The organism is Psychroflexus sp. MES1-P1E, assembly GCF_002836055.1.
Taxonomy (GTDB): Bacteria; Bacteroidota; Bacteroidia; order Flavobacteriales; family Flavobacteriaceae; genus Psychroflexus.
The window spans coordinates 1-705 of sequence record NZ_PJBS01000021.1; the positions used below are offsets into that span (position 1 = coordinate 1).

Annotated in this window: 1 protein-coding gene; it reads left to right on the plus strand. The window is 35.0% G+C overall.

Annotation, left to right across the window (positions count from 1 at the left end; all coding sequences use genetic code 11):
* The coding region (locus CXF67_RS00155) for a site-specific integrase (protein WP_145990320.1) at positions 1 to 522 on the plus strand (522 nt) is incomplete at its 5' end.
* Between the last annotated feature and the right edge of the window lie 183 nt (positions 523 to 705).

Consider the following 705-nt stretch of genomic DNA (forward strand, 5'->3'; position numbering starts at 1 on the left):
GAGAAACACGACCCTACCTTACATCTGTTTATCAAGTTTATCAGTTTGAATTTCCTTAGACCTATTGAAGTCTGTAGACTAAAAATAAGAGACGTTGATTTTAAAGATAAGAAGCTTTATGTCAAGGCTAAAAATCAACCCGTAAAAATCAAAATTATCCCTGATATTCTTATCAAGGATATTCCAGATCTTTCCAAAATGTCTCCCGATGCTTTATTGTTTGGACGCTTTGGTATTGGGGAAGAATGGAACGCAGTGGAAACCAACAGGAGAACCGAATTTTCTAAACGCTTTAAAGAGGTCAAAGATCATTTCGGGCTAGGAGAGGAGTTTGGCTTGTATAGCTTTAGACATACTTTTATCACCAAATTATACAGGAAGCTGAGAGAGCAAAGTTCACCAAACGAAACCAAAAGTAAACTCATGCTGATTACAGGTCATTCAACCATGACAGCTCTGGAAAAATATCTAAGAGATATCGATGCTGAATTACCAGAAGATTATTCGCATTTATTTAAATAGAAATTAAGCTGACTTAATTACTGATGTAAAAAGGAAGTAAAGTCAACTAAACAGAAGAAAACAACTTTATCCAAAAGTATCAGTAAGTAAACGTAAGTAAGCGTGACTTTCCTCTTTTAAAGGGTTTTGTATCTACCTAATTTCGCAATTAGGTATGGATGCAAATACAGCTTATCAGGTAGC